Source organism: Rhizobium sp. WW_1 (assembly GCF_003610155.1).
Taxonomy (GTDB): Bacteria; Pseudomonadota; Alphaproteobacteria; order Rhizobiales; family Rhizobiaceae; genus Rhizobium; species Rhizobium tropici_A.
On sequence record NZ_RAIN01000019.1, the window covers coordinates 1 to 20,307 of the forward strand.

Annotated in this window: 19 protein-coding genes; 5 read left to right on the forward strand and 14 right to left on the reverse strand. The window is 62.7% G+C overall.

The genetic code is table 11. The features are described 5' to 3' along the window. The first annotated feature begins 645 nt into the window (after nt 1-645). The 4 genes from BJ928_RS32245 to blaOXA all read left to right on the forward strand — a co-directional run bounded on the left by BJ928_RS32245 (nt 646) and on the right by blaOXA (nt 3,584). Nucleotides 646-1,542 (forward strand): sterol desaturase family protein, encoded by an 897-nt coding sequence (locus BJ928_RS32245; RefSeq protein ID WP_047635814.1) that lies wholly within the window; start codon nt 646-648, stop codon nt 1,540-1,542. Between the two features lie 81 nt (nt 1,543-1,623). Beyond that, complete coding sequence (locus tag BJ928_RS32250) at nt 1,624-2,010, forward strand: hypothetical protein (RefSeq protein WP_047635813.1); 387 nt, start codon at nt 1,624-1,626, stop codon at nt 2,008-2,010. Nucleotides 2,011-2,036: 26 nt separating this feature from the next. After that, nucleotides 2,037-2,774, forward strand: a complete 738-nt coding sequence (locus BJ928_RS32255; protein ID WP_183079483.1) for an SIMPL domain-containing protein — start codon at nt 2,037-2,039, stop codon at nt 2,772-2,774. A gap of 9 nt (nt 2,775-2,783) precedes the next feature. Continuing rightward, nucleotides 2,784-3,584 carry a class D beta-lactamase gene (gene blaOXA / locus BJ928_RS32260; protein WP_052227935.1) on the forward strand — a complete coding sequence of 267 codons (801 nt, stop codon included), beginning with the start codon at nt 2,784-2,786 and terminating at the stop codon, nt 3,582-3,584. A gap of 32 nt (nt 3,585-3,616) precedes the next feature. Here the strand turns inward: blaOXA and BJ928_RS32265 are convergent, their stop codons facing one another. From BJ928_RS32265 to BJ928_RS32305, 9 genes are all read right to left on the reverse strand, one after another. Then, the gene (locus tag BJ928_RS32265) at nt 3,617-3,889 is read right to left on the reverse strand and encodes a hypothetical protein (RefSeq protein ID WP_047635811.1); all 273 of its coding nucleotides are present in this window, start codon (nt 3,887-3,889) and stop codon (nt 3,617-3,619) included. Beyond that, nucleotides 3,886-7,014 carry an efflux RND transporter permease subunit gene (locus BJ928_RS32270; RefSeq protein ID WP_047635810.1) on the reverse strand — a complete coding sequence of 1,043 codons (3,129 nt, stop codon included), beginning with the start codon at nt 7,012-7,014 and terminating at the stop codon, nt 3,886-3,888. The genes BJ928_RS32265 and BJ928_RS32270 overlap by 4 nt, the downstream gene beginning before the upstream one ends. Nucleotides 7,015-7,023: 9 nt before the next feature. After that, on the reverse strand, nt 7,024-8,166 hold the full coding sequence (locus BJ928_RS32275) for an efflux RND transporter periplasmic adaptor subunit (protein ID WP_047635809.1): 1,143 nt from the start codon (nt 8,164-8,166) through the stop codon (nt 7,024-7,026). A 137-nt stretch (nt 8,167-8,303) separates the two neighbouring features. Then, nucleotides 8,304-8,933: an outer membrane beta-barrel protein gene (locus BJ928_RS32280; RefSeq protein ID WP_047635808.1), complete on the reverse strand. Its 630-nt coding sequence runs from the start codon at nt 8,931-8,933 to the stop codon at nt 8,304-8,306. 276 nt (nt 8,934-9,209) lie between these two features. Then, complete coding sequence (locus BJ928_RS32285) at nt 9,210-10,547, reverse strand: HAMP domain-containing sensor histidine kinase (RefSeq protein WP_047635807.1); 1,338 nt, start codon at nt 10,545-10,547, stop codon at nt 9,210-9,212. Then, nucleotides 10,544-11,218 (reverse strand): response regulator transcription factor, encoded by a 675-nt coding sequence (locus BJ928_RS32290; protein ID WP_047635806.1) that lies wholly within the window; start codon nt 11,216-11,218, stop codon nt 10,544-10,546. Before BJ928_RS32290 ends, BJ928_RS32285 begins: the two co-directional genes overlap by 4 nt. 112 nt (nt 11,219-11,330) lie before the next feature. After that, nucleotides 11,331-12,533, reverse strand: a complete 1,203-nt coding sequence (locus BJ928_RS32295; protein WP_047635805.1) for a hypothetical protein — start codon at nt 12,531-12,533, stop codon at nt 11,331-11,333. Nucleotides 12,534-12,658: 125 nt separating this feature from the next. Further along, nucleotides 12,659-14,038 carry a HAMP domain-containing sensor histidine kinase gene (locus tag BJ928_RS32300; protein WP_052227934.1) on the reverse strand — a complete coding sequence of 460 codons (1,380 nt, stop codon included), beginning with the start codon at nt 14,036-14,038 and terminating at the stop codon, nt 12,659-12,661. Continuing rightward, entirely contained in the window at nt 14,035-14,709 is a 675-nt protein-coding gene (locus BJ928_RS32305) for a response regulator transcription factor (RefSeq protein WP_047635804.1), read from the reverse strand. Before BJ928_RS32305 ends, BJ928_RS32300 begins: the two co-directional genes overlap by 4 nt. 236 nt (nt 14,710-14,945) lie before the next feature. Here BJ928_RS32305 and BJ928_RS32310 point away from each other — a divergent pair, with 236 nt between their 5' ends. Beyond that, complete coding sequence (locus BJ928_RS32310; protein ID WP_245432652.1) at nt 14,946-15,491, forward strand: methyltransferase domain-containing protein; 546 nt, start codon at nt 14,946-14,948, stop codon at nt 15,489-15,491. A gap of 25 nt (nt 15,492-15,516) precedes the next feature. On the opposite strand, the gene BJ928_RS32315 is transcribed toward BJ928_RS32310, so the two are convergent. Genes BJ928_RS32315 through BJ928_RS32335 form a run of 5 tightly spaced genes read right to left on the reverse strand, consistent with a single transcriptional unit; the run spans nt 15,517 to nt 20,256 of the window. After that, on the reverse strand, nt 15,517-16,581 hold the full coding sequence (locus BJ928_RS32315) for an ABC transporter ATP-binding protein (RefSeq protein WP_047635803.1): 1,065 nt from the start codon (nt 16,579-16,581) through the stop codon (nt 15,517-15,519). Continuing rightward, nucleotides 16,578-17,507 carry a PfkB family carbohydrate kinase gene (locus BJ928_RS32320; protein WP_047635802.1) on the reverse strand — a complete coding sequence of 310 codons (930 nt, stop codon included), beginning with the start codon at nt 17,505-17,507 and terminating at the stop codon, nt 16,578-16,580. Before BJ928_RS32320 ends, BJ928_RS32315 begins: the two co-directional genes overlap by 4 nt. Continuing rightward, on the reverse strand, nt 17,508-18,530 hold the full coding sequence (locus BJ928_RS32325) for an SIS domain-containing protein (protein WP_047635801.1): 1,023 nt from the start codon (nt 18,528-18,530) through the stop codon (nt 17,508-17,510). After that, nucleotides 18,527-19,372 carry a carbohydrate ABC transporter permease gene (locus BJ928_RS32330; protein WP_047635800.1) on the reverse strand — a complete coding sequence of 282 codons (846 nt, stop codon included), beginning with the start codon at nt 19,370-19,372 and terminating at the stop codon, nt 18,527-18,529. Before BJ928_RS32330 ends, BJ928_RS32325 begins: the two co-directional genes overlap by 4 nt. After that, entirely contained in the window at nt 19,372-20,256 is an 885-nt protein-coding gene (locus BJ928_RS32335; RefSeq protein WP_047635799.1) for a sugar ABC transporter permease, read from the reverse strand. The genes BJ928_RS32330 and BJ928_RS32335 overlap by 1 nt, the downstream gene beginning before the upstream one ends. Nucleotides 20,257-20,307: the final 51 nt, after the last annotated feature.

The window sequence follows — 20,307 nt, forward strand, 5'->3', positions numbered from 1 at the left end:
GGTTCAAATCCTGCCCCCGCAACCAAGTCTACCTCCCATAAATACAGCCTGATCGCCCGCGCGAAAACTTCATCCTCGATCGCGATGATAGCTCAATAATCCCAAAGCCCAAGACTCCCGCCTATGGACAACCATCCATGGTAACAAAACACCCATCCGAGCCGCAGCTTACGTGTGTTTGGTTCGGAGACTTTGGCGTTTCCTGCCCCGCGGTCATCGTGGGCTGTCCGCATCACGCGCTTCCCTGAAATAACGCAATGCTCCCGCAATCCACTCTGTCGACCATCCGGGCCATCTCGGAAACCAAAGGCGGATGGTTATGCAGTTTTCCTTTCTCGTGGCCTGCATCATGGCGGCCGGCGGCGCTTGTCTTTCCACGGCCGAACTCGGCCCGGAGCGGGACAATCGGCACGCCATTCTTGTTCAAGACAGATATGACCCATGCACCGACGGTCGCGTCAGTGATGGCCGCCCGCGAAGTTGCGAGGAACTGCGGCGAGCCTTGCGGCATGATCGCTGGCGCGGCTGGCCGAATGAGGAATACAGCCACGCCCGGCGACCCTCTATCAATCCGTGCACGGACGGTCGTTTCAGCGATGGCCGGCCTCGGTCTTGCCGGGAGCTCTTGGACTGGCTGGACTCGCAATGAAGACGATCCTCTCGCTGTCGTCCTGGCCTCTTATATTCTTCTCGGGCCTGCTTCTCACTTGCTTCGCCTTCGCGAGCGAACGGCCCATGCTCGGCTTCGCGCTCGTCTATGCTGGCGAGGTGTTGCTGCTGTTGCTGCTCGAGCGCCATATTCCCTATGAGCGGCGCTGGCTGCTCCCCGATGGCGAGACGGCAAACAGTATCGCCCATACGCTGCTGACCAAGGGGCTGGTGCAGCTGCTTGCGCTGCTCGGAGCGATTTTCCCGATGCTGGCGGCGATGGTGCTGCAGCCGCTTGCCGGCGCCCGGTTCGATCTGTGGCCGGCGGCATTGCCCATGTTCTTGCAGGTGGCGATGGCCGTGGTCATCGCGGAACTCGGTCTCTACTGGTCGCACCGGATCGCGCACGAGCGGCTGTTCTTCTGGCGCTTCCACGCGCTGCATCACAGCGTCGTCAGGCTCTGGGTCATCAACACGGGCCGGTTCCATATTGCCGATTCGCTGTTCAAGGTGGCACTCAGCCAGATCCCGCTTTATCTCATGGGCGCGCCACTACAGGTTTTCTGGTGGCTTGGCGCCGTCACGGCATTCATGGGCATCCTCACCCATTGCAACGTCGATATGCGAACCGGCGTCTTCGACTACATCTTCAGCACGCCGCGCCTGCATCGCTGGCATCACTCCAAGGATATTCGCGAGGGCAATACGAACTACGGCGAGAACGTCGTGGTCTTCGACCTGCTATTCGGCACCTACTTCAATCCAGACCGGCCGTCCTCGACCGATATCGGCATTCGCGGTGAGATCGCCAAGGGGTTTCTCGGGCAGTTGGCGCAGCCTTTCAGCAAGGAAGGCGTCCGCCAAATCCTTGGCCGTTCAACAAAAAATGGCTGATGCCGCAAAGCGCAATGCTGCCGTAATCCATGAAACGTACCTCTGCCTGCGATCTTCCTCCAGTTGCAAAGGACGCGCCTGATGTCAGCCACCCGCATGAAGCGGCTCCCTGTCGGGATTGCCGTGCTCACAGTCCTGTTGATCCTGTCGGCCTGCGCCTCGCAGATCATGAAGAGCTATATTGGAGCGCCGATCAGCAGCGTGATGCTCGATTACGGTCCGCCTGATAATGTCTATGACCTGCGCCCGGGCGAGCGCGCCTATCAATGGCGCAAGCAGAAAACGCAAGTTGTGCCTGGCCAATCCAGCGGCGAGATCAAGGAAACGCGCCGCGGCAAGCGCTACGAGGTCACGGAGACGCCCGGCTATGTCGAACACACGGAATGCTTCTACACCTTCTATACCAGAAGCTCCGGTTCCGATTGGTTCGTGACCAGCTTCCGCCAGCCCTCGCTCGAATGCGAATGATCTCTCCAATTGTGGGATTCCAGCCGATGAAACGCAGTCTAATGATGATGATTGCAGCCGCAGGCCTGTCTTTCGCGGCGGCCATTCCCTCGCATGCCCAGGAGAAATTGGGCCAGGGCGCCGGCCTTATTCGTGTCGTTGGCGAGGGACAGACCATCCGCAGCCCGGATCTTGCCGTTGTGCGTCTGACTGTATTGCGTCAGGCAGCCGAGGCGAGCCCGGCGGTTTCGGCCTCCACCGAGGCGACCCGCAAGCTTATCGATGCGTTGGTTGCCATGGGGATCGACAGAGACGACATGCAAAGCGCGGATTTCCAGATTTCGCCCCGTTTCGACTACACGGCCAAGCCGGATGGCACGCCGCCATCCTCCACCATTATCGGCTATGATGCCCGGAACACGCTGATGGTGCGTGTCCGCAAGGTCGCCGAGGTCGGCAAGGTCCTCGACGTCGCCTTGAAGAATGGCGTCAACGAGGGCGGCTCCGTCGATTTCCTGGTGGAAGATGTTGCAGGTGCGGTCGATGAGGCGCGCAGGAATGCCATTGCGGCGGCGATGAAAAGCGCAAGCGCGGTTGCCGAAGCCTCCGGCCTGAAGCTTGGATCGATCGTCGCGGTCGAAGATCAGCCGGCGGCGACCGTCTTTCCCTATGCATCGACCGAGGCGAGATTGCGCGCTGCAAGTTCGGACGGCGGCGTGCCGATCGTGTCAGGCAAGAATGTCATCACGGCACGCGTTGCAGTGTCCTATCTGACCGTAAGATGAGGGGGAATCATGAGAAAGGCGAGCTTGCTTGCTGTTGCGGTCTTCGTTGCTGCTCCGGCTGCTGCGAATGCGGAGACGATCTGCACGATCGTGGAAGATGTAGAAAGCGGCAAGGCGCTCGTGAGGGAGGGCGATTGCGACCGCACGCTTTCTCCCGCCTCGACGTTCAAGCTCGCTCTCAGCCTCATGGGCTATGACGCGCACATACTGACCGATGAGGCCAAACCTGTCTGGCCCTATGTCAAAGGCTATTCGGATTGGTCGACGACATGGGAACATGAGGCGACGCCACGCCTCTGGATGGAGAAATCCATCGTCTGGTATTCCCAGCGTCTGACGGAAGCGCTCGGAGCCCAGAAATTTCAGGCCTATGTCCGGAAATTCGACTATGGCAATCGCGATGTGTCGGGCAATCCCGGCAAGCATGATGGCCTGACGCATGCCTGGCTCGGTTCGTCGTTAAAGATTTCGCCGGTCGAACAGCTCGTATTTCTCCGCAAGCTGGTCCGCCACGAGCTTGGCGTCAGCGCGCAGGCCTATGAGATGACGGCAAAGATAGCCGACTATGGAGCGCAGCCCTCGGGCTGGCATGTCTTCGGCAAGACCGGCGCCATGCCGGCGTCCAAAGCCGGAGCGCGACCAGACCGCAACCGAATGTATGGCTGGTTCGTCGGCTGGGCCGTCAAGGGAGATCGCAGGGTCGTTTTTGCGCGTCTCACCGGTGAAGAGCGGAGGATACCGGGCTCAGCCGGCGGAAGGACGCGCGACACCGTTTTCACGCATCTGTTTTCCAGACCGGGCAGTCTCTGATCGGTAGGGATACCTGGGCAGAAGCCCGAAGATCAATCCTCATCCCCGTCCTTGAACTCGCCCCATCGCCACCGCCATGGGGCGTTGCTTTTCCACCGGGCGACGAAAATCAGCACTGCGGTCGGGACGGCGATCGCCGCCACATAGGCAGCCGGATAGCTCCTTGCATAGGGCGTGGCAACGGAAATGGCGGCAGCCAGCACGAGCGCATAGATCGCGATCGCCACCCATCCCTGCCAGCGACATGGCAGGCCTGCGCCATAGCCATAGGCCTTCACGCGGAACCAGGGTATTTTCGTTCTCATTCGGCCGCATCCTTCATCCGCTCGGCTTCCGATCGACCCGCTTTCCTGTTCAACATTGTCCGGCAATTCTCGATCAGCGACAAGGCCACGGGCACGAAGATGAGCGTCAGCGCCGTCGATGAGACGAGGCCGCCGATCACGGCATGAGCCATCGACGCGCGCTCCTGGCCACCCTCGCCGAAGCCGAGCGCGAGCGGCATCATGCCGATGATCATCGCCGACGTGGTCATGATGATCGGCCGGAAGCGGACAATGCCGGCATCGATCAGGCTTTGCCGCATGCTCGCGCCGTCTCGCCGCCGCTTGTTGGCATGATCCACAAGCAGGATGGCATTTTTGGTGACGAGGCCCATCAGCATGATGAAGCCGATGACCGAGAAGATGTTGATCGTCGATCCCGTCACGAGAAGACCGACAAGCACGCCGCTGATGGAAAGCGGCAGGCTGGTCATGATCGCGACAGGCTGCACGAAGGAGCCGAATTGCGAGGCGAGGATGAGGTAGATGAACACGATCGCCAGTATCAGCGCCTGCAGCGCATAGCCGAAGCTTTCGGCCATGTCGTCGGCCTCGCCGCCGATTGTCATGCGATAGCCCGGCGGCACGGCCTCTGCGGCAATCAAGGTCCGGATATCGCTTACGACCTGGCCGAGAGGACGGCCGCTCAGGTTTGCGGAGAGACGAACCTCGCGGTCTCCGTCACGCCGGGTAATCGTCTTAGGCGCCAGGGTCTCCGTGATATCGGCCACCTGGGACAGCGGCACGGTGGCCGCGGGGCCGGTTGCGCCCTTGCGATCGACGGGGATCGGAATTTGCGCGAGGTCTTCGATCGTCCGGCGTCCGGTTTCCGGCAGCCGGATGGCGACGTAGCGCGATTCGTCGCCGCCATGGGCCCAGCTGGTCAGCTTCTCGCCGGCGACAAGCGGCCTGAGGTTGCGCTCGATGGTCGCCGTCGAGATGCCAAGGTCGGCCGCCTCGTCCGCACGCAATCGCACCATCAGCATCGGCCTCTTCTTGTCGGCGGAGGATTCGAGGTCGATGATCCCCGCGACCTTGCCGAGCTTGGCCATCATGTCGCGCGATATTTCCTCCAGCACGTTCAGATCCCCGCCGAGGATCGATATCTGGATTGTCTTGGCCTGAGCCCCGGAACCTTCGCCGGGCTGGCCGACCTCGATCCTTGTGCCGGCGACGGGGCTCAGCGCCTCCCGCAGCTTCGGCGCGATCGTCACCGAGCTCATCGTTCTCCGGTCTGCCGGCACCATCGAAGCGGCAATTCTCGCCTCGTTGGTGTTGGCGCTGTCGCCGCTGTTTACCGTGGAATAGAGATCCTCGATATCGGGATATTGCCGCAGGATTGTCTCGGCCTGCCGGATCTTGGCGGCGGTGTAGTCGACTGACGATCCTTCCGGCAGGGTGAGACCGACCGCAATCATGCCCTGATCGGACTTCGGCACGAATTCCATGCCGATCCGCGGAATGAGGCAGAGGCTCCCGATAAACAGGGCGACGACGCAGAAGGATGTTATGGCGCGATGACCAAGGCACCAGCCGACTAGGCTGCCATAGCGATGCGCGACCCGCTCGAAAGCCCTGTCGAACCGGTCGAGCAGGACTTGCAGCCGCCCCTTGCGTCGCTGGGTCGGCCGATCCGCCCAGACGCTCGAAAGCATCGGATCGAGCGTGAAGGATACGAAGAGCGAAATCAGGACGGCAACGGAGACGGTCACGCCGAACTGCAGGAAGAACCGGCCGATCACACCACCCATGAAGGCGACGGGAAGGAAGACCGCGACGATGGAAAAGGTAGTTGCCAGCACCGCAAGCCCGATTTCCGTGGTGCCATCAAGTGCGGCCTGCCGGCGATCCTTCCCCATGGCCGCGTGACGGCTGATGTTTTCGCGCACGACAATGGCGTCGTCGATCAGGATACCGATGCAGATCGACAGCGCCAGCATGGTCATCAGATTGAGGCTGAAGCCGAGGACGGCGATTGCGGCGAAAGTGCCGATCACTGCCACGGGCAGGGTCAGCGCCGTGATGATGGTCGAGCGCCAGGAATTGAGAAACAGCAGGACAATGACGATCGTCAGCGCGCCGCCTTCGACAATGGTGCGTTGCACATCGCCGATCTGGCCGACGATCGTGCGGGAACTGTCCTGTGAAACGACGATGCCGATATCCCGCAGCGCATCATCCTGCCGGAGCTTAGCCAGCTCTCGTTCGACGCCTTTGGCGACCTCGACCGTATTGGCGCCTTCCAGCTTGTTGATGTCGAGGCCGAGCGCAGGCTTGCCGTTGAACCATGCCCGGCTTTTCGGATCGGCGCCCGCTTGCGTCACATCGGCGACTTCCGAGAGGCGGATGGCGCGTCCGGCGCTATCCTGGGCGATGACGATGTCGGCGAATTCCCTGACGCTGCCCGGCTGAACGCTGACGGTGATGCTGCGCTCACGTGTCGGGGAGACGACGGAGCCGATGGCGCTGTCACGCGTTGCCCGTTGGATGGCCTCGATCAGGGTCGGTATCGGGATGCCGAAGGATTGCAGCTTCACCGGGTCGGGCTGGATGCGCACCTGTTCTTCGCTGTCGCCGACCAGCGTCACCTGCCCGACGCCGGGTACACGCCGCAGCCGCGGCACGATCGTCGTATCTGCAATCTGCGTCATCCGGCTGATGGAGATGTCGGCGGAGAAGGCGGCCAGTGACATGATCGGCGCGTCCTGCGGATTGAAGCGCGTCACCAGCGGCCGGTCCGCGCCATCGGGAAGCGCGTCCTGCAACCGCGAGATACGGTCGCGCACCTCGTCTGCTGCCGCTCTCGATGGAGTTTCGAGGGTAAACTCGGCTATGACGAGTGAATTTCCCGTCGAGGATTGCGAGGAGATCTTCTTGATGCCGGAGATCGCGCCGATGCTTTCCTCGATCGGGCGGCTGACCTGCTGCTCGACGGCGAGCGCCGAGGCGCCGTCGTAATTGGTCGAGACGACGACGGTCGGCAGATCCACCGAGGGCAGAAGGTCGACGGGCAGCCGCGACCAGGAAACGATTCCAAGCACGACGATTGCCACCATCATCATGGTGGCGAAAACTGGTTGCTGAATGGAAATGCGGGCAAGAAACATGTGGAACCCTCAGCGCCCGGCTATCTTGACCGGAGTGCCGGTTGCAACCTCCTTGAGGGGGACGGTGATGATGAGGTCGCCGTCGTTCAAGCCGCTGCGCACCTCGACGAGATCCTCTCCGATCCTGGCATTGCCGAGCACGATGGGCTGCCGGCGCACCGCGCCATCCGTGATGGTGCGGATGAAGCTGTCCTCGCCCTCCTTGCTGATGGCGGCCGTAGGAACGGCAAGGATGTTTTCGTGGTTTTCGATCTGGAGCGTGCCGTGGCCGAACATACCGCCGCGAAGGCCTGCTGCGGTCTGCTCGAGCCGCAGATAGACCTGCAGCGAGCGCGAGCCGTCTATGGTCGCGGGGCTGATCCGGTCGAGCCGGGCGGTGAAGGACTTTGCCGGCAGGCCCTCGATCTCGATATTGGCCACCTGTCCGATCGAGAGCCCGGCGCTCTCCTGCGGGGGCAGAAGGGTGACAAGATCCAGCCTGGATATATCGACGATCTCGAACAGTTCCGTGTTGATCGAGACGGCTTGGCCGGGATTGATCTTGCGGCTGTTGACGATGCCGTCGAACGGCGCAGTGACGACCGCGTCGTCGAGCGCGCGCTGTGCTTCGGCTTCCTGCGCCTGCAGCGCACGCAACTCCGCCTTCTGCACCGCAACGTCGGTCTCGACTTCGGTCAGCTTTGCCTGCGCGACCCCTCCGCTCGCCGCAAGGCTGCGCGTGCGCTCCAGATCCTTTTGCGCCCGCAGAAGCGTTGCGGCCTTGGCTTCGGTGGTTGCCACCAGCCTGTTGAGGGTCAGCGTCAGCGTTTCCGTATCGAAGCGCGCGATGACGTCGCCCGCGCGCACGGCGATCCCGACATCGGTCTCGACGGAGGCAACCGTCCCGGACAGTCTCGCGGTGAGGGTCACGCGTCGAGCCGGCTGGATGAAACCGTTGATGCGAATCTCCCGGCTGTAGCTGCGGCGGCGGACCGTCATCACCTCCAGAGGGGCGACTTCGACCGTCTTGATGCTGGCGGTCTGCCCAAGGGCGACCGGCGCATCGCGCGCGTCGTTGCGTGCATCGTTTCTGGCCGGAGCGATCACGACGCCTGCAACTCCCAGCGCGGCGAGCGCCAGGGCAATGGTTATTTTCGTGACAAAGCTCATCATGGCACCGGATATCAGCGTTCATTTCATGATAGAGAGCGACGAAAGGACTGGTTCGGGGTTGGATCAGCCATCCTCCGCCGCTCTCCTTCAGGCACGCCTTGGCTTGAACGGCGTGCCCGATCTGTGCAAATCGGCAATCAGAAGCGGTAGTTCAGGCCGGCCTTGATGACGTGGTCACGCAGATCGGTCTTTGACTTGCCGCTCGACGATGTCGTCGATACGTCGTTGGTCATGACGTAGTTGTATTCGATCTTGGCCGACAGCCCGCCGCCGAAGCCCTGTTCGACACCGCCGCCGACGAGATAGCCCTGCTTCCAGCCGCCCGAAGTGGAAACCCCCTTGCCGCCTTCGAACTTCGTCATCGTCAGACCCGCCGTGCCGTAGACGAGCGTACGGTCGAAGGTCAGGCCGGCCTTCGCCTTGGCGGCGCCGCGGAAGCGTTCTTCCACCTTGCCGTTCGGCACGCTGATCTCGTTGTTGCCGAGATAGGAACCTTCCAGTTCGGCACCGACGATGCCAGGCCCCACCTGGAAATTGTAGCCGGCTTGCACACCGCCGGTCAGACCCTTGCCGCTGGCGAAGGGGTTGAACTTCGGCGAGGCGATACCGCCATGGGCACCGAAATAGGCGCCGCTCCACTGAAAGGCCCGCGGGCTGTCATAAGCGGCATCCGGGGCCTGATAGGTCGTGAGGTCGGCGGCAGAGGCATTGGTCGCGGCCGTCATGGCCAGAGCCGCGAACAGGAAAGATTTTGCGCTGAGCGACATTGCTAACTCCATACGAAACCCATGCGCCATCCCTCGGCGCTCGCAAGGTCTCTGTTTGCGTTGGAGAACCGGACATCGGTTCCTGCTGCTCTCCGATGCCGTCCGTCTTGGGGAACGGATCGTCTTCAGGAGATGAGGTTATTTTGCCGGTGAGAATTGCGGGTACATTGCAGGATTTGAAAATATTGAAAAATTATCAAGTATTTTTATACAGTTGAGCGGAATTTTTTAACTATTTTTTAAGGATGGAGCGGCTGCCAGTCTTTGGGTTGGCAGTCAGCCCGGAAAGCACAAGCGGAAACACGCGCCGCCCTGCGGGTTGTCGGAGACGACGACGTGGCCGCCGTGCCTCTGCATGATCTCCTTCACGAGATTGAGCCCGAGGCCGGCTCCATGCTCGTGCGGATGAAGGCGATGGAAGGGTTCGAAGATCCGGTCGCGTTCGGCAGCCGGTATGCCCGGCCCTTCGTCCGTCACCTCGATAACGGCGCTTCGATCGATCCTGATCGTGATGTTTCCCTTGCCGCCCGCATGCTCGATCGCGTTCTGCACGATGTTGAAGACGACGCGCTGCAGTGCGCCAGCGTCTCCCTGTATGACCAGGTGATCGAGCCCTGTCTCCAAAGAGAGTTCATAACCCTGCGCGATCGCCAGTGGCGCCATGTCCGCGGCGACGTTGCGGCAGATTTCGACGAGATCGATGGATGCAAAGTGCGTATTGCCGACATCAAGGCGCTGCAGGTCGAGTAGTTGTTCGGCAAGCGCCGCGATGCGGCCCGCATCGGAGAGAAGACGGTTGCGGATCGGCCCATCCACAATCGTTTCGACGCGCGTCTGCAGGATGGCGACGGGGGTGCGCAGCTCGTGCGCCGCGTCGAGGATGAATCGCTGATGGCGTTCATGCCCTTCATCGAGGCGCTGCAGGGCACCGTTGATCGCGTTGACGAGTGGCATGACTTCTCGGGGAATGCCGACCTCCGGCAACCTGTAGCCGCGCCGATCGATATCGATGGCTTCCGCTTCCTTCGCGATCGTGGAGAGGCGGGAAAATGCTCTGCTGACGATCCATGGAATGACGATGATCGTGACGATGACCAAGAGGACAAGGATCGGCACCATCAACAGGTTCGAGAGAAGCAGGATGGCATATGTCATGCTGAATACGTCGCCCTTGCCAAGCACGACGAAATCGCCGGCGGGACCGGACGCACGACGAATGACGGCAAGATAGGTGAAGGGTGCCTGCGTATCCCGGATATCGGCATAGGTCAGCCGATCAAGGTACTGCCCCATATCCGCATAGACTGGAGGAACATTGCCGGTCTGAACGATCTCGCCCTTGTCGCTACGGGCGATGAACCAGAAGTCGGCGGAACGTTGCCTGAGTTTGGCGAGTTCATCCGTCTCGTCGAGAACGAGGTGGCCATCCGCCTTGCGCTCGATCGCACGCGCCGCGACATCCGCGAATTCTGGATCGGAAAGAACGATGCCGTCCCCCGCCTGTATCAGATAGGCAACGAAGGCGACGCTGAACAGGAAGAGAATGCCAACCTGGAAGAGTAGAAGCTGGGCAATCAGCCGGCGCTTCAGCGAACGGGATTTGAGACTTTTCATGCGATCGGCCTCAGGAGATAGCCAACGCCGCGAATGCCATGGATTTCGATACCGGCCCGAGCGTCGGCCAATTTCTTGCGAAGCCGCGATACGTGCGAATCGAGCGCATTGGACTGGATCTCGTCGTCGAAGGCGTAGACCGCTTCTTCCAGCGCCGCCCGCAGAACGGTTCTGCCCTGGCGGCGGATCAGCGTTTCCAGCACCAGGAGTTCGCGTCGCGGCAGATCGAGCACCTTGCCATCGACCCGCGCTTCCCTGTCGTCGAGGTTGAATTCCAGCCTGCCGAGCTTCGCAATCATCGAGGCAACGGTTGCCGGCCGGCGCATCAGCGCGCGGATGCGCGCCAGAAGCTCTTCCAGCGCGAATGGCTTGGCGAGATAGTCGTCGGCGCCGAAATCCAGCCCCTTGACGCGATCGGCAACGGAGCCGCGGGCGGTGAGCACGATGACGGGCGTCGTCGCGCCGATCGCGCGCAAATCGCGGATAAGCTCCAGCCCGTCGCCATCTGGCAGCTGTCGGTCGAGCACGATCATGTCATGCACTTGGTCGGCGATCGCGCCTCTCGCAAAGTCGAGGTTCCGGGCGTGATCGACGATGATGTCGTATTGATGCAGGGCGGTCGCAAGCACATCGGCCATCTGCGGCTCGTCCTCTACAAGCAAGAGGCGCATTTTCACCCTCCATGAAGCGAAATAGTGTTGTCCAGACATAGCGATGAACATTACGGCATCATTGCGCGTAATCAGGCGCATGCCGCATCATCGGCCTCTCGTGCGTTTTCGGTCAGTCGGTCCGGATGCATTCGAGCCAGGCCGCACTGACGGCTGCCGCCAGCGACAACAGGAAGATCAGCAGGATGCAAGTCGTCCGGAACGAGGTCAGACCGATCGCGGCGCCCGTCAGTATATATTCGATCGGCAGAAACAGCAGTACGACCGAATAGGAAAGACCCATCACAAAGGGCCGGCTGTCGCGCGGAGCCTTCATCTGCAGGATCGCGACAAAGGCGGGCGAGAGCCAGCCATTCGCCAATCCGGCGACGAGGCCGGCAATCATCATCGTCAGCGGCGAAATCTGCATCCACAAGATGCACATCGAGAGCGCCAGGCCAAGAAGGGCTCTGGAAACGATGATCGCCGGCGCTGGCATGGCGTGGCGGGACGCCAGGTGCAGGTTCATCATGACGGTACCTGTCGCGGACGCCGCAATGAAGAGCCCGAGCCACGCCACCGAAGCACCCTCGAGCCGCAAGGCGACCGGCACGAGGAAGACCTGCAGCACGATGAAGAAACCGAGTGCTGCGCTTGCCCAAAGCGTGAATGACAGCGACACGGCGGCAGCGCGGAGCCGCGCGCCGGCGTCGACGATATCGCCAAGTCTCGGCGCCGGACCCAGACGAAACCGCGGCAGGCTGAAAGACAGGAGTATCATTGCGGCGAAGTTGCCGACGACGATCCACCAGGCCGCGTCCTTCGGGCCTATGACGGCGATGATGAAGGCGCTGGCCGCCGATGCCGTCAGCAGCACAATCCCGTCGATTGCGTCATCGATGGAATTGGCCGCGGTCGAGGACAGTCTTGAAAGGCGGGCGATTTCCGGGGTCTTCGCTTCAGTGGCAACGGTCGCCGGCCCATCGAGGATGGAGCCGATGAAGCCGAGAAGGAGAAAGGTGCCCGGGCGCAGGAAATCCGCCATGTAAAGCACCGCAATCAGCAACGACGTCAGCATCCCGATCTTCGCGGAGATGAGCGCGGTGTAGCGTGTGCCGAGCATCTCGGCCACGTAGCCGCCGAAGATCATGCCGATCAAAATCACGATACCGTTGACGAAGGCCATCAGTGCCATGCAAATGACGCTGCCGGTGAGATCGTACATGATCCAGGGATAAAGCACAGTCGCGAAGGCATGGCTGCAGTTCAGGGCGAAATTGCTCAGTTGAAGGCCGACGAAAGGCCAGCGCGTGCTGCGTTGAAGATGTTGAAACACGGTTCTTTCCCGACGATCGTTTGTGTCGTCAGGTTCAGCGCTCTGCCTTGCGGTAACATTACGGGATCGAAAATTTCTGCAGGCGCCAGAGGCGGGAGCTTCATCAAGGCTGGGGACCAGCGTGGTCAAACTGCTTTGGCGACCGCAGCCAGTGAAGTATCCGTACGAAGATCTATGGTCAGGCGCGCGCCTCCCGTGCTGCCGGCATCGGCAGTTATGCGACCGCCATGCAGTTCCACGATCTGCCGGACGAGGTGCAGGCCGAGGCCTGTCCCGCGCGAACGCGGCCGCAGCCGGTAGAATGGCTCGAAGATCCGCTCGCGCTCTTCGGGTGGTATCCCCGGCCCCTCGTCGCTTATCTCCACCAGCCCCGGTGATATGCGGACACCGATCGTTCCCCGCCCGCCGCCGTGATCGATGGCGTTCTGGATGAGGCTCGTCACGGCGCGCTCCAGCGCCGCTTCATCGCCCTGAACGGGAATGTCGGGACCGGAATGGGTCAGATCGAGCTCGTAGCCGGCCGGAAAGGCAAGCGGCGCCATATCGCTGACAACGCGCCGGGCAAGCGTCAGCAGCGAGACCGGGCGGAACTCGACCTTGTCTCGTTGAAGCCGCTCTATATCCAGCAACTGTTCGGTCAGCGTCGTCAACCGCGCGACGTCGGCCACCAGCTGCACGCGTTCCGGCGTATGCGGCAGGGCGGCGACGCGGGTGCCGAGAATGGCGATGGGCGTCCTGAGTTCATGGGCGGCATCCGCCAGGAAACGCTGATGCCGCTCGTAGCCGTCGTCAAGCCGGCGAAGGGCTTCGTTGACGGCGCGAATGAGCGAGGCGATCTCGGGTGGCGTGCCCGCGGTTTCCAGTCGCACGCCCCGCTGGCCGATATCGATCAGGGCCGCCTGTTTTTCCGCCTTGGCAATGCCGGCGACCGCGCCGCGCACCACCAGCGGCGTTGCGAGCAGAATGCCCAGAGCGATGACGATCATGATCGGCAGCCCGACCTTGAGGAAGACCAGCAGCAATCCCAGCGCGACGATTGCCGGCGGCGCCCTGCTTTCGGTGCCTGTCATGACCTGCATTTCGCCCGCTGGTGTATAGACCGTGCGCATGCGCGCTTCCGGCCGATCCATCGCCAGGCCGTCGACCGTCGAGCCGAAGCGGGCCTGCCCGATGCCGAAAAGCGTCTCGCTGATACGGGTGAAGATCGCCGGCACCGGACCTTCCGAAATCTGCAATCCCTTGATATCGCGAATGATGAACCAGAGGCCTGGTTCGGCCGCTCGCAGCGATGTCAGCTCCGGCGTATCGCGCAGCTGCAATTGGCCGGTCGCGTCGCGCTGGATGGCATGCTGCAGCGCTTCGATGGTCCGATCCGTCGAGCGGAAGGCGAAGAGGTCGCCCTTGATAAACAAGATGCCGAGAACGAGGAGGAGTATCAGGCTCTGAAGGACGAGCAGCCGACGAATCAACTGCCATTTGAGTGAACGGCCGGCCGGCTCCTTCATACCCGCTCCATCAGCATGTAGCCGACCCCGCGCACGCCATTGATGGTGACGCCGGCATCCGCTTCGGCGAGCTTGCGGCGCAGTCTCGAGATATGGCTGTCGAGTGTGTTGGACTGAACCTCGTCGCTCATTGCGAAGACCGCTTCCATGAGGATTTCGCGCGGCACCATCCGGCCGGCGCGGCGCATCAGCGCCTCCAGTACCAACAGCTCGCGCCGCGGCAGATCGAAACGCATGCCCTCCACCCTCGCTTCGCGGTGATCGAGATCGAGCGTCATGCGGCCGAGCCGTACGGTCAACGGGCTCAAGTGATCGGGTCGCCGCATGACGGCGCGCAGACGCGCCAGAAGTTCCTCGAAGGCGAAGGGCTTCGCCAGGTAATCATCGGCGCCGCCATCCAGGCCGGCGACACGCTCGGCAAGCCGTCCGCGCGCCGTCAGCACGATCACCGGTATGCTCGATTTGTGCCGGCGTATCTGCGGAATGAGCGTGAGCCCGTCGCCCTCCGGAAGCCCGCGATCGAGGATGATCGCATCGTAGGTGCCCGCCACGATCATCTCCATGGCCGCCGCCATGCCATCGGCATGATCGGCGATCATGTCGTGCCGTCGCAGAGCCGACTGCAAGGCCAGCGCCATCTCCGGCTCGTCCTCTATTACCAGGAGCCGCATCGCTCGTTCCCCGTCATCCGTTGCCGACTGTCTCGTGCGCGCGCCACATTGCGGCAACATGACGTTTCCTGGCAATGCTGACGTCAAGCCATCCGATCAAACCCTTGCGGGAAACAAACAACCAAAAAGGGTAGATCGATACGATGAGAGACAGCCTGCTTTTTCTGCGCCATTGGGCAACCGCACCGCTTCGCACCGCAGCCCTTACGCCTTCTGGCGCGGCGCTGGCGAGGATCATGACGCAAGATATTACGCCGGCGACCGGCGCGGTCATCGAGCTTGGCCCCGGCACGGGAGTCTTCACCCACGCCCTGCGCAACCGTGGTGTCGCGGAGCCCGATATCACGCTGGTCGAGCTCAATCCGGATTTTGCGGCCCTGCTCAAGCGGCGATTTCCGCAGGCGCGCGTGTTGCAGATGAGCGCGGCCGATATTCCGGAGGTGCCGATGCTGCGCGAAGGGAGCGTCGGCGCGGTGCTGAGCGGACTTGGCCTTCCGTCGATGCCGACGCGGCGTGTGGTGAAGATCATGCAAGGCGCGTTTCGCTGTCTGGTACCGGAAGGCGGTTTCTACCAGTTCACCTACGGGCCGCGCTGCCCCGTGCCGGATGATGTCCTGAATTTTCTCGGCCTGCAGGCGGAGAGAATAGGCGGGACCGTTTTCAACCTGCCGCCGGCCTCCGTCTACCGGATCACCCGCGCACCCGTCTGGCCGAACGATATACTGGAGCGAAGGATGACTGGCGGCGCCGCGCGCCGCGTGTCCGGTGTTGTCAACGATTGATCCGGTGCTCCGGCCGTGCTGAAGCCTATTCGCAGCGCTTGCCGCTAGTACGATCGAAGAGGTGCAGCGCACTGGCGTCGAAACCGAGCTTCAAGGTCTGCCCCTCGGCGATCACGGTGCGCGGCGGCAGGCAGGCCATCAGCCGCTGCGAGCCAGCCTGTGCCGTCACGATCAGTTCGGGACCGGTCAGTTCCGCGACTTCGCAGACGGCCTCGAGCTTGCCGTCTTCATCGAGACGCAGCGTTTCAGGCCGGATGCCGACAACCAGCTCCTGTCCCTGTTTGATCTCGGTTTTCGTCGCCGGCATCGGCAGCGTGATCGATGTTCCATCGATGCGCAGCGAACCCTGATCGGCGGTTGCGTTCAGCAGGTTCATCGGCGGCGCGCCGACGAAGGTCGCGACATAGAGCGTTGCCGGATGATTGTAGATTTCGTCCGGCGTGCCGAGCTGCTCGATACGGCCGTCCCGCATCACGGCGATGCGGGTTGCGAGTGTCATCGCTTCGATCTGGTCATGCGTCACATAGACGACCGTGGTCTTAAGCATCTGGTGCAGGCGCTTCAGCTCGGTGCGCATCTCCATGCGCAGCTTGGCGTCGAGGTTGGAGAGCGGCTCGTCGAACAGGAAGACTTCCGGCTTGCGCACCAGGGCACGGCCGATCGCCACGCGCTGACGCTGGCCGCCGGAGAGCTGGCTCGGCTTGCGTTCCAGCAGCGGCTCGATCTGCAAAAGCTTTGCCGCCTCGCGTACCGCCTTGTCGCGCTCGGCGGCGGGCACCTTGCGCATTTCCAGGCCGAAGCCGATGTTGCGGTGGACCGACAGATTTGGATAGAGCGCATAGGACTGGAACACCATGGCGATGTCCCGGTCCTTCGGATGCACGCCAAGCACGGAGCGATCGCCAATACGGATATCCCCGCTCGTCGCCTCGGCAAGCCCGGCGATGATGTTCAGAAGCGTGGACTTGCCGCAGCCCGAGGAGCCGAGCAGCACCAGGAATTCGCCGCTTTCAAGGGAAATATCGATGCCTTTCAGCGTCTCTACTTCGCCGTAGCTCTTGCGGATGTTCTGGATTTCGAGCGCGCTCATTGAACGGCCTCCTCGGATGCTTGGGCCGGGCCGTAGCTGCGCGGCAGAGTGGAAATGGCGCGGGAGGCGACCGCGGTCCCCGCCGAAAGGCAGGCCACAGGCGGCTCGCCGCGGGCAAGGGCGGCCAGGAAGCCGGCATTGAAGACATCGCCAGCGCCGATCGTATCGACGACCGTGACACGCGGCGCCGCGGCCGAAACGAGATTGCCGTCGGCATCGATGGCAATCGCGCCGTCCGGGCCGCGTTTGACGACGAAGATGGCACCCTTTGGCATCAGCGCATGGAGCGCGCGTGCAGCCTCGGCCGGATCATCCATGCCGGCAAGCGTCGTGGTTTCGACCTCGTTCATCAGCGCCACGCCGCAGCGGGAAAGCCAGCCGCGGGTAGCGTAGCAGTTCGCGTCCGTCCAGCCATCGAGGGGCCAGCCGGTGTCGAGGGCAACCGTGATCCGGTGCTTCTCGGCCCAGTCGAACAGGGCGTCGTAGTCGCGGGCGAGATCTTCGGTCAGGAAGGCGCCGCAAAGGAGCGTGTAGCCACCGGCAAGCCTGTCACCGTCGAGAACCGTAAGCACGTCGTCGAGATTGAAACGCGGCAGGTGGCCGCGCGTCGTGAAGAAGGTTCGTTCGCCATCGGGATGGGTGATGCCGACCGAGAGCGTCGTGCCCTCCGGCCGTACGGGCCATTTGCTGCTGCGCGCGCCGAAGGCTTCACTGAGCCAACGCCCGAACTGGTCGTTGCCGACATTGGCCGAAATCTCGTACTCGACGCCGAGGCCTTCCCAGGCGAGCGCGCTATTGCCCGCCTGGCCGCCGACGCGCAGCTCGTCGTGATCGACGATGATCTCAGTGCCGGCCTTCGGCCATGGTGCTGCCGGCCCGAGGATCAGGTCGATATTGACGTTGCCGATGACTGCAAGCGGCTTCATTCACTCGCTCCGGGTGATCTTGGTGGTGCGCACCGGCGTGCCCGCATTCTCCACCCGCTCGTCGGCAAAGGCGATCATCAGCAACTGCGCCACGGGCAGCATCTGGAAAATGGCGGCAATGCCGGTTTCCGGCTTGAAGCGGAGCGTGACGCATCCAGGTACCGGCTCTTGCTCGGAGCCGTCGAAGACGATGACGGGCGCACCCGTCTCGACGGCGGAAACGGCCATGGCCGTTACCAGGCTCGCCGTCGCGTCGTTGCCACGGAATAGCACGACGCCGATCGAGGGCCCGAGCATTTCCATCGGGCCGTGGCGCAGTTGACCGCCTTCGAGCGAAAAGCAGGGACGGCGGGAAAGTTCGGTGAGACCGAGCGCGAGCGCCTCGGCGACACCCTGCAGGCGGCGGCCCGAAGTGACGACCGTCGCGACATTGGCGAGAGCCGAGAGCGCCGGCTTGATATCGGGCGCCTCAGGCGCCTGCAGCACGGCCAGAGCACGCGTCGGATCTTGCCCGAGGGCTGCGAAGATCGCCAGATGCAGCGCAAAGCTGACGGTGAGGCTGCGGGTTGCCGCAAAGGCAAGTTCGGTGCCGCCGGCACCGACGAGGGAAGGCGCGGTCTTCGCGAGGAAGGAAGTGCCCTCCAGCGTCAGGCCGAAGGTCTCGGCAGTGCCGCCCGTCTCGTTGAACCAGCGCACGACCTCGGCGCTTTCGCCGGATTGCGAGGTCATGAAGATCGTACGTCCATCCAGCGGCAGCGGCTGGCCGAGCTGTTCGGAGAGCGGCAATGCGATCGCATCGATGCCGGCTGCGCGATAGAGAGGCTCGACGGCGCGGTTGACGGCATGCGAGCCGCCCATGCCGAGCAGCAGCAGCCTGCCGGTACGCTTCAGCGAGGCGGCGGCCTTGGTGGCCATATCGGCTGATGCTTCGAAGGAGGCAAGCGCATCGCTATGCTGGCGAGCCATTTCGCGGTCGATGGCGGCAAGGCCTTCGGGGCGTGTTTTCTCTGTGGTCATGGTCATCCCTTGACGCCGCCATTGGTCAGGCCCGAGATCAGGGCGCGTTGCATGACAAGGCCGATCAGCACCGGGGGCAGGGCGGCCAGCACGCCGGCAGTCGCGATCAGTCCGTAATCCGAGACACGGCCGCCGGCGAGATCCGCGATGGCGACGGTGAGAGTCTTGGCGCGCTGGTCCGAGGTGAAAAGCAGCGCATAGAAGAATTCATCCCAGGCAAGCAGGAAGGCGAAGAGCGCCGAGGTCGCCATGACAGGCATGGCCAGCGGCAGCGTAATGATCTTCAAGGTCTGGAACAGCCCGGCGCCGTCGATCATCGCCGCGGCCTCGATCTCTTTCGGAATGGAATCGAAGCCGGATTTCATCAGCCAGGTCGTGAACGGTGCCAGGATTGTCAGATAGACGAGCGCCAGGCCGAAGACGTTGTTGAGCAGGCCGAGATAGGCAAGGCCCATATAGAGCGGCACGGCGAGCGCGACGGGCGGCAGCATGTAGGTGGCGATGACCATGGAGAGCGACCATCCGACAGACGGCGTCCGCGATACGGCCCAGCCGGCGGGAATGGCGAGCGCGATAGCGGCAATGGTCGCCATCCCAGCCACTTCGATGCTGTTGCGCAGCGATGAGGTGAAGGCGGCGCCCTCGCTGTTTTCCAGCGTGGACAGCAGAACCCTGTAGCGCGAGAAATCTGGTGTCTGCGGCCACCAGCGCAGCGGCTTGGCGGCGAGATCGGCAGCCGGCGAAATGCTCATGATGAAGAGCCACGCGATCGGCGCCAGGATGACGACGGCGAGCAGGATGGCGCAGACATAGATGAAGCAGGTAAAGAGCGGGCTCTTGCGTTCCATCAGGTGGCACTCCCTGCGGTTTTGCGGACAAGGGCGGCATAGGCGGCGGCAAGCACCGTCACCAGCAGTGTCACGATGAGGGCGAGCGACGCGCCCGACCCTGCCCGTTGGAAGGAGAAGGCCTCCTGATAGACAAGGATCGACAGCGTGCGCGTGCTGTTTGCCGGGCCGCCGCGCGTCATCACCCAGATGATATCGAAGACCTTGAAGGCTTCGATGGTGCGCAGCACCAGCGCCACCATCAGCGGCCCGACAAGATAGGGCATGATGACGAAGCGGAAGCGTTTGAAGGGTCCGGCGCCATCGACCAGCGAGGCGGCGGTGATGTCTCGCGGCACGGCCTGCAGGGCAGCGAGCGCAATCAGCGCCACCAGCGGGAAATTCTTCCAGCAGTCGGCAACGATAAGCGCCGTCAGCGCCGTGCCCGGTTCGCCGAGCCAGGAGCGGTAGGCATCGAGCAGGCCGAGTTGGGTAAGGGCCGCGTTCAACGCGCCGTATTCGGGATTGTAGATCAGGCGCCACAGCGTCGCGTTGACGACTGTTGGTAGCGCCCAGGGCAGGATCATCAGTGCGCGCAGCACGCCCCGGCCCTTGAAATCCTGGTTCAGCAGCAGCGCGGCCAGCACGCCGATCACCATTTCGGCGGCGACGGAGATGATCGCGAACCAAGCGGTGGTGATCAGCGTGCGCTGGAAATTGGAGTTCGCCAGCATCTTCGCGTAGTTGTCGATGCCGACGAAATTGCCGCCGGTTCCTACAAGCTTCGCATCGGTGAAAGAAAGGCCGACCGTGTCGACGAGAGGCCAGCCGATGACCGCGATCATCACCACAAGCAGCGGCAGCATCAAGAGCCAGGCGCGAGTTGTCATAGAGGTGCCGGACATGACGGGCCCCTTCTTTCATTCTTCATGGAGGATAGGAGGCGGGCGGCGCTT

Bases quoted from the DNA above. Each gene is read 5' to 3' on its own strand.
- BJ928_RS32265 (WP_047635811.1), bottom strand. From the start codon at position 3,889: ATGAGAACGAAAATACCCTGGTTCCGCGTGAAGGCCTATGGCTATGGC.
- BJ928_RS32280 (WP_047635808.1), bottom strand. From the start codon at position 8,933: ATGTCGCTCAGCGCAAAATCTTTCCTGTTCGCGGCTCTGGCCATGACG.
- BJ928_RS32250 (WP_047635813.1), top strand. From the start codon at position 1,624: ATGTCAGCCACCCGCATGAAGCGGCTCCCTGTCGGGATTGCCGTGCTC.
- blaOXA (WP_052227935.1), top strand. From the start codon at position 2,784: ATGAGAAAGGCGAGCTTGCTTGCTGTTGCGGTCTTCGTTGCTGCTCCG.
- BJ928_RS32320 (WP_047635802.1), bottom strand. From the start codon at position 17,507: ATGAAGCCGCTTGCAGTCATCGGCAACGTCAATATCGACCTGATCCTC.
- BJ928_RS32325 (WP_047635801.1), bottom strand. From the start codon at position 18,530: ATGACCATGACCACAGAGAAAACACGCCCCGAAGGCCTTGCCGCCATC.
- BJ928_RS32270 (WP_047635810.1), bottom strand. From the start codon at position 7,014: ATGTTTCTTGCCCGCATTTCCATTCAGCAACCAGTTTTCGCCACCATG.
- BJ928_RS32330 (WP_047635800.1), bottom strand. From the start codon at position 19,372: ATGGAACGCAAGAGCCCGCTCTTTACCTGCTTCATCTATGTCTGCGCC.
- BJ928_RS32310 (WP_245432652.1), top strand. From the start codon at position 14,946: ATGACGCAAGATATTACGCCGGCGACCGGCGCGGTCATCGAGCTTGGC.
- BJ928_RS32285 (WP_047635807.1), bottom strand. From the start codon at position 10,547: ATGAAAAGTCTCAAATCCCGTTCGCTGAAGCGCCGGCTGATTGCCCAG.
- BJ928_RS32245 (WP_047635814.1), top strand. From the start codon at position 646: ATGAAGACGATCCTCTCGCTGTCGTCCTGGCCTCTTATATTCTTCTCG.
- BJ928_RS32305 (WP_047635804.1), bottom strand. From the start codon at position 14,709: ATGCGGCTCCTGGTAATAGAGGACGAGCCGGAGATGGCGCTGGCCTTG.
- BJ928_RS32255 (WP_183079483.1), top strand. From the start codon at position 2,037: ATGAAACGCAGTCTAATGATGATGATTGCAGCCGCAGGCCTGTCTTTC.
- BJ928_RS32300 (WP_052227934.1), bottom strand. From the start codon at position 14,038: ATGAAGGAGCCGGCCGGCCGTTCACTCAAATGGCAGTTGATTCGTCGG.
- BJ928_RS32275 (WP_047635809.1), bottom strand. From the start codon at position 8,166: ATGATGAGCTTTGTCACGAAAATAACCATTGCCCTGGCGCTCGCCGCG.
- BJ928_RS32335 (WP_047635799.1), bottom strand. From the start codon at position 20,256: ATGTCCGGCACCTCTATGACAACTCGCGCCTGGCTCTTGATGCTGCCG.
- BJ928_RS32290 (WP_047635806.1), bottom strand. From the start codon at position 11,218: ATGCGCCTCTTGCTTGTAGAGGACGAGCCGCAGATGGCCGATGTGCTT.
- BJ928_RS32315 (WP_047635803.1), bottom strand. From the start codon at position 16,581: ATGAGCGCGCTCGAAATCCAGAACATCCGCAAGAGCTACGGCGAAGTA.